Here is a 6,405-nt window from a genome sequence, read left to right as displayed (position 1 = left end):
CGACGCGATCCGCCCGGGCGTCACCGCCGAGCAGGTCGATGCCGCCGCCCGCGATGTGCTGGCTGACGCCGGGCTCGCGGAGTTCTTCGTGCACCGCACCGGGCACGGCATCGGTCTGTCGGTGCACGAGGAGCCGTACATCGTCGCCGGCAACGACCTGCCGTTGGCGGCGGGCATGGCCTTCTCCGTCGAGCCCGGCATCTACTTCCCCGGCCGGTGGGGCGCCCGGATCGAGGACATCGTCGTCGTCACCGAGGACGGCGCCCTGGCGGTCAACAACCAGCCGCACGAGTTGATCGTGGTGCCCGCGCCCTAGCTGGGAGGACGGTGGCGCCGCGTAGGTTGGGCGACGTGTCGATCCTTGACCTCACGCTGCTCCCGCTGCGCATCGCGCGCCACGTCGCCGACGCGGTGCTGCACCCTCCGGCGCCGGCGCCGGCGCCGCCCGGCGAGCTCGTCGTCGTCGACGGCATGCCCGAGGGCGTGCCGCCGGCCGCGCGCCGTCCCGAGCCGCGCCTGCCCGTGCCGTCGAATTGGCCGTTCGGAGAGGAGTTTCCGCGCACCTGCGGCGCGGGCCGGCTGGCCGGCGGCGCCCTGTTCTGGACGGACTTCCTCTACGACGACCACGGTGCGACGGGCCTCCCGGTCGGGGACCTGAAGATCCAGGCGCCGCCGCGCGGCACCTACGTCTATCCCGGCGGGCCGGCCGCCCACAACGGCGCCGACATCTTCCGCGTGGCCATCGGGCTCACCGACACCCACACCTGGTGGCGGGTCGACTGGAACACCCTGCTGGACGCCTCGGTGCCAGTCGCGCTGTTCACCTTCGACACCGACCCCGCCCGCACGGCCGCCCCCGACTGGCCGGCCGGGGCGGGCGTGCGCTCGGCGGGCATCGACACGGCCCTGCTGCTGTCGGGGCGCGGCGCCACGTTGATCGACCTGACCACCCAGGCGACGACGCCGGTCGAGCACAGCGTCGACATGCAGTCGCGGTCGTTTCTGGCGCAGGTCCCGCGGTCGGTGGTGGAACCGGACGGGAGCTGGACGGTCCGGCTGGCCGCCGGGCTGGCCGACGCGGCGGGGGACGGGTTCGCCGACGTGCCCGCCGAACACGGTGCGCTGCCCGGCCAGCCCAATGTCTACAACGTCGCGTTTCGCACCAACCAGCAGGAGCCGCCGCACCTGAACTTCTGGTCGGACTCGGCCCAGGCCGCGGCTTTGACGCATGGCGACGTGTCGGCGTTCGCGGTGACGGTGCCGTGGGAGCGGCTGGCGGCCCGCGACACCGAGCCCGAGCCGGTGGTCACCGGCCCGTCGACCCGCTGGTACGTGTCCTCGGTGGAACTCGGTCAGGGCTTGTCGGGCGACGACATCTTGAGCACCAAGCCGCAGTTCCTCGGGCGCGTGCAGCCGTATTCGGTGTGCCTGCCGTCCAGCTACACGCCGGGCCGCGCGCTGCCGCTGACGCTCTTGCTGCACTCGCTTGCCTTGGGCCAGAGCCAGTTCGCGGCGATCGACCCGCGGCTGCTGCACGAGGTGTGCGAGGGCCGCGACTCGGTGGTGGTCACCCCGCTGGCCCGGGGCCCGTCGACGTGGTACTTCGACACCGGGGAGCTCGACGTGTGGGAGGTGTGGGCGCGGGTCGCCGAACAGCTGGGCACCGACCCCAATCGCACTGTCATATCCGGCTATTCGATGGGCGGGTACGCGGCCTACAAGCTGGGGTTGAGCTATCCGCAGGTCTTCTCGCAGGCGGTGGTCCTGGCTGGGCCGCCGGCGTGCGGGGTGCGGCTGATTCCCGACGTCGACATCCCGGCCGACCTCGACCCGGACTCGCCCTGTGCCCGGGAGGGTGACACGTGGAAGTTGCTGGTGAACGCCCGCTGGCTGCCGTATGTCATCGCCCACGGGCTGGTCGACGAGTTGGTGCCGTTCGCGTCGGCGGCCGAGCAGGTGCTCGAACTCGACCGGCTCGGCTACCGCCACCGGTTCACCGTCTATCCGCTCGAGGATCACCTCGCCTGGGTGCTTCAGGACAAGTTCGAGGACCCGATCGCCCACATGGGAACCGTTCTGCGCCAAGCGGATCCGGGACACATCACGTTCGCGTGGTATCCGCAATTGGTGCGGGCGGATCTGGGTATCGGGCCGCACCAGGTGTGGTGGCTCTCGGAGCTGACCGCCGATCCCTCGGTAACCGCGCGGCGCGGGGCCGTCGCCGAGGTCGACGCGCGGTCGTATGCCCGACCGGACCCGACGCACACGATTCGCCACCACCGCGGCGTGCTTTTGAACTTCGAGCCGACGCCCGGCTTGTACAGCGAGCTGGACTGGCAAGTCGGCCGGCCTGTCGGCGCGCTGCCGTATCTGACACTGCGCCTCAGCGGGGTCGCCGGCCTCACGGTCGACGTTGCGCGCGCCGGGCTGGCCGCGTTGCCGTCGTCGACGATCACGGTCACCACCGACAAGGCCGCGCGGATCACGCTCGGCGGGCTGCCCGACGGGGCTTCCGTGCAACTCGACGGTGAACCGACCGAGACCACCGTCGCGGTGCCGGCGGGGCGGCACCGGATCACGTTGCGCGTCGCTAGATGAGTCGTCTGGGCCTGCGAGCTGGGTGAATAGCGTCGCGCGTCGGCCTGGGCGAGAATTTCGCGCGTGGTGCCCTTGGTGGTCGATCCTCAGGCGCTGTTCGCCGCGGGCAGCGCCGTGGCTGCCGCCGGTGATGGTCTGGCCGCCAATCTGACCGTGTTGACGGCGGGTTTCGCGGCCCACACCGGCCTGGATGCCGCCGGCGAAGTGTTCGGCCTCGGGTACCAGGACGCGGCCGGGTCGCTGCTGAAGGCCGCGGCCGCCGCGGTCAACGCATGCCGGCAGAGCGGGGCCCTGATACAGCAGGGTGCGTCGAACTATTCGAAGGCCGAAGCGGCGTCCACGCTGGGTGGCGGTGACGGCGCGCTGCAGGCCCCGGCAGAGCCGGCCAAGATCTCGGCGCCCGGCCCGCCGGGGACTTGGGGGAAAGGGGAGCCGCCGCCACTGCTGTGGGCGGTGGTGCAGTCGTTCGTCGACTCCCTGTGGCCGGACGGCGACGTGGCCGGGATGCACGCGGCTGCGGCAAGTTGGCGGGGCTTCGCCACGTCGGTCATCGGGATGCAGGGTGCACTCAACGCATCGAAGTCGCTGCTGGCTGCGCAGCAGATACCCGAGGGCGGCAAGATCGACGAGGCGTTGTCGCACATCGCCACCGGGATGGGGCAAATCTTCGAAGCTTCCTCGAAGATTGCGACCGCGCTCGACAATTTTGCCAACGAGGTGGGGCAGGCGCAGAACGCGATCCGCGACCTGCTGAACCGGCTGGGCTCACTGACCGACCTGGGGCACGACCTGATGTTGATCGTCAAAGGGGACGCCCTCGACGAGATCAAGAAGATCGCCAAGGACGTCAACGACGTGCTTCACAACTTGGGGCGGGAAGCCCGGGCGTCCGAACAGGCGATCAAGCTGGGTTTGGGGGTCGTCGACGGCCTGGTCGTCAAGCTGGAGAAGTATGTGCGCCGCGAGCTCAAAGAGTTTCTGGGAGACGCGGTCGGAAACCAGGTGGCAACGGGTTTCGATGTCTTTGCCAACGCCAACGAGGGAGTTCTGAAGGGCGCCGTCGGGATGGCGACATCCATGGCGGACCTCGACCCGCGGTGGTTCCTCATAGATCCCCAGGGCGCGGCTTCGACCTGGGCGGGGCTGGGGAAAGGCCTCTGGAAGGGAAGCATCTTCAACGCCCTGATTAACCCGCAGGAGGCCAGCGAAGCTCAATTGCAGCAGCTGAAAGGCGTTCTGCACATTGATGATTGGAGTACAGCTCGCCCAGGATTGGGGCTCGGGGAGAACGCTTTCGACGTCGCGACGCTGTTCATTCCGGGAGGCGGTGAAGCGGCCGCCGCGGCCGATGGGGCCGGGGCAGCCGCGCGCGGCGCCGAGGCGGCTGCGCAGGCGGAGCGTGCCGCCGGCAGAGCGGCCGATGGGCTCGCGGGTGTGGTGGGCCCTCGCGGTGCACTGGCCGATATCGCCGGGAAGGGCAGCAGCCTGACCAAAGACCTCGAAGGCGTGACCGGAGAGCTGCCCAAGATCGAGCCTCCGGTCGGTGGCCAGCCCGTTGCACTGCCTCCGAAGCCGGTTGACGCGCCGGTCGGGCCCGCGCCACGTGCGCCTGATGCGCCACCGGGTGCGCTTCACGGGCCGACTGCCGAGCCTGGGCCGGCCGAGGCAGGCGGTCCGCGCGATCCGGCCGGTGCCGCGCCAGCACCGGCGCATGCTTCGCCGGGTGGTCCGCACGAACCCGCCGGTGGTCCGCCGACGCCAGCGGGTGGTCCGCGTGAACCGGTATCAGCGCCGGCGGGCGGTCCGCATGAGCCGGCCTCCGTGCCCGCGGGTGGTCCGCGCGAGCCCGTGCCGGCAGCTGCGCCCGCATCGCATGCGCCATCCGTTCCCCCTGCAGCGGCCGACAGCGCGCCTTCGACTATTCCGCAATTGGTGGATCATTCGCCTACTCCGGTGCAGGCAGCGCCGAGTGGGGCTCCGGTCGAACCCGCGGCCGTCGCGTCGCACTCATCGCCGCCGTCGCTCTCTTCTGCAGCGCCGCACTCGACACTGCCGGAAGGTCGTGCGACTGAGCTGCCGGGTGGCGGCTGGCACGGGCCCGGTCACGGCGGTCCCGCGGGTGAAGGAACGCACGGTGGGCCACCGCATGGTGGGGGACCGCACGGACCGGGTGACGGGCGTACCCCGGGCGGACACTCGCGCGGATCGCCAGGCGATGGCATGCCTCACCAAGCAGGCGATGGCTCCGAGCCTCATGGTGAAGACCAATCATCCGACGGGATGAGCGCGGAAAAGCGCGACGAAATCATCGCCACCCCGAAGGGCAGTCGCCCTGACCCTTCGGAATACCTCTCCCCAGAATATATTCACAACCATCTTGAGAAATTCGCAGATGGTGCAACTAGATTTATGCCGGAAAGCAATCTTGAGAAATATGGAATTGCGCAAAGAGACGGCACCTCATTTGTAATGCCTAAAACCGAAGCTGATGCAATGATACAGGCAACTGAAGGCGACCTGCGTGCAATGGAGAATGAGCTCGGTTTGCCGGAAAGGTTCCTTGATTCGAATAAGATCGTAAGAATCGATATCTCCGACCCGAAGGAATTTAATCTCCGGATTCCGTCCGGTAATGAGGCGGGCGCCAACGAACAATGGATTCCTGGGGGGCGCCTGCCTAATGGCGCTTCCGAGGCGGTCGTTGATGGCGGACAGATACCGCCAGACGACTACACTGTAACCGATGTCTTCGACTAGAAAAGAGCGGAAATGAAATTTGACGATACGTATTTTTCAAGAGAAGACAGATACTCGATCGGTGTCGAGTCGACGTCGGGCAGCCACTATGCCTCGATACCCGTTAGCAACGGCATCGTCGACTACGAAGAATACTACAAGCTCACCCCGGACCAATATCACGATTTCCTGCGCGATAAGGATGCAGCGATTGAATTCGTTGAGGCTTGCCGTAGGCGGGAGCACGACGATTTACTTTTGCAAAGACCAGGGAATAACCGTGGAACTCCGGTGTAGGAAAGCGACCTGCGCGGAGACACGCGAATGAGTAAGAGATTGCGGGCAAGACATTTTCCACACCGGAAGAGACGGGCATCCCACCGCCGAAAAACGTGGAGTTGGCGCGCGCGGAAAATATGTTTGACGAGTTCGAGAAGAAAATAGACGCCGTGGCTCCGAGAGACCGCGTCAAAGACGTGTCCCCGAAGTTTGGGGACGACACGTCTGGTACCGAATACGAACGTCCGCAGCGGTGCTGACAGGTGACCGACGACTCCCGGGATTTCTTGAGCGGATTTGACCTTTAACCACTAAGTGCGGACCTCTATTGAGCGTTTGCACAACGCTATTTGATTAGACGATGGTTCGAGTGCGCTAACTACTCGCTCCGGTCCAGCAAATCCGACGAACCCAGCACCCGCTCGACCTGAACCTCGATGACCACTCGCCGCGGATTGGGTCTGGGAGTCCGGTATCGCTGGGCGTAGCGGAGCTCAGCGTCACGAACCGCGTCGGCGTCGCTGTTCACTTTGGACCGGCCCTCCAACGACAGCCACCGCGCGCCGTCGACCTGACTGAGCACGGCCACCCCGGCGCGGTCGGCGTTGACGGCCTTCTGCGACCCGCCGGTCGTGATCACCCGCGCGATGTGCGTCTTGGGATCGAAGGTGAAACCGACGGCGACCACATGGGGCGAATTGTCGGCTCGCAGCGTGGTCAGCATGGCCAGGTGACGTTCTGACAGGAAGGCCAGCGCATCGTCGGTCAGCCGCGTAGTGGTATTCGCCATCA

General features: G+C 67.2%; 5 protein-coding genes. 4 read left to right on the top strand and 1 reads right to left on the bottom strand.

All coding sequences use genetic code 11. The features are described 5' to 3' along the window. The 4 genes from A5706_RS13795 to A5706_RS32270 form a co-directional block, all read left to right on the top strand. Positions 1-316: M24 family metallopeptidase (locus A5706_RS13795; protein ID WP_156767110.1), on the top strand; the 316-nt coding region annotated here is incomplete at its 5' end. 35 nt (positions 317-351) lie between these two features. Further along, entirely contained in the window at positions 352-2,598 is a 2,247-nt protein-coding gene (locus A5706_RS13790) for an alpha/beta hydrolase-fold protein (protein ID WP_068131440.1), read from the top strand. Positions 2,599-2,661: 63 nt separating this feature from the next. Beyond that, complete coding sequence (locus tag A5706_RS13785) at positions 2,662-5,355, top strand: hypothetical protein (RefSeq protein ID WP_068131431.1); 2,694 nt, start codon at positions 2,662-2,664, stop codon at positions 5,353-5,355. Positions 5,356-5,367: 12 nt separating this feature from the next. Beyond that, positions 5,368-5,631, top strand: a complete 264-nt coding sequence (locus tag A5706_RS32270) for a hypothetical protein (RefSeq protein ID WP_082964357.1) — start codon at positions 5,368-5,370, stop codon at positions 5,629-5,631. 361 nt (positions 5,632-5,992) lie between these two features. Here A5706_RS32270 and A5706_RS13780 read toward each other — a convergent pair whose 3' ends face one another. Then, entirely contained in the window at positions 5,993-6,403 is a 411-nt protein-coding gene (locus A5706_RS13780) for a F420-dependent biliverdin reductase (protein WP_067015197.1), read from the bottom strand. Between the last annotated feature and the right edge of the window lie 2 nt (positions 6,404-6,405).

Source organism: Mycobacterium sp. E796 (assembly GCF_001672815.1).
In the GTDB taxonomy this organism is placed as follows: domain Bacteria; phylum Actinomycetota; class Actinomycetes; order Mycobacteriales; family Mycobacteriaceae; genus Mycobacterium.
This window is presented reverse-complemented; position numbering and strand designations above follow the sequence as displayed.

Coding starts and splice junctions, on each gene's coding strand:
- A5706_RS13780 (WP_067015197.1), bottom strand. CDS start 6,403: ATGGCGAATACCACTACGCGGCTGACCGACGATGCGCTGGCCTTCCTG.
- A5706_RS32270 (WP_082964357.1), top strand. CDS start 5,368: ATGAAATTTGACGATACGTATTTTTCAAGAGAAGACAGATACTCGATC.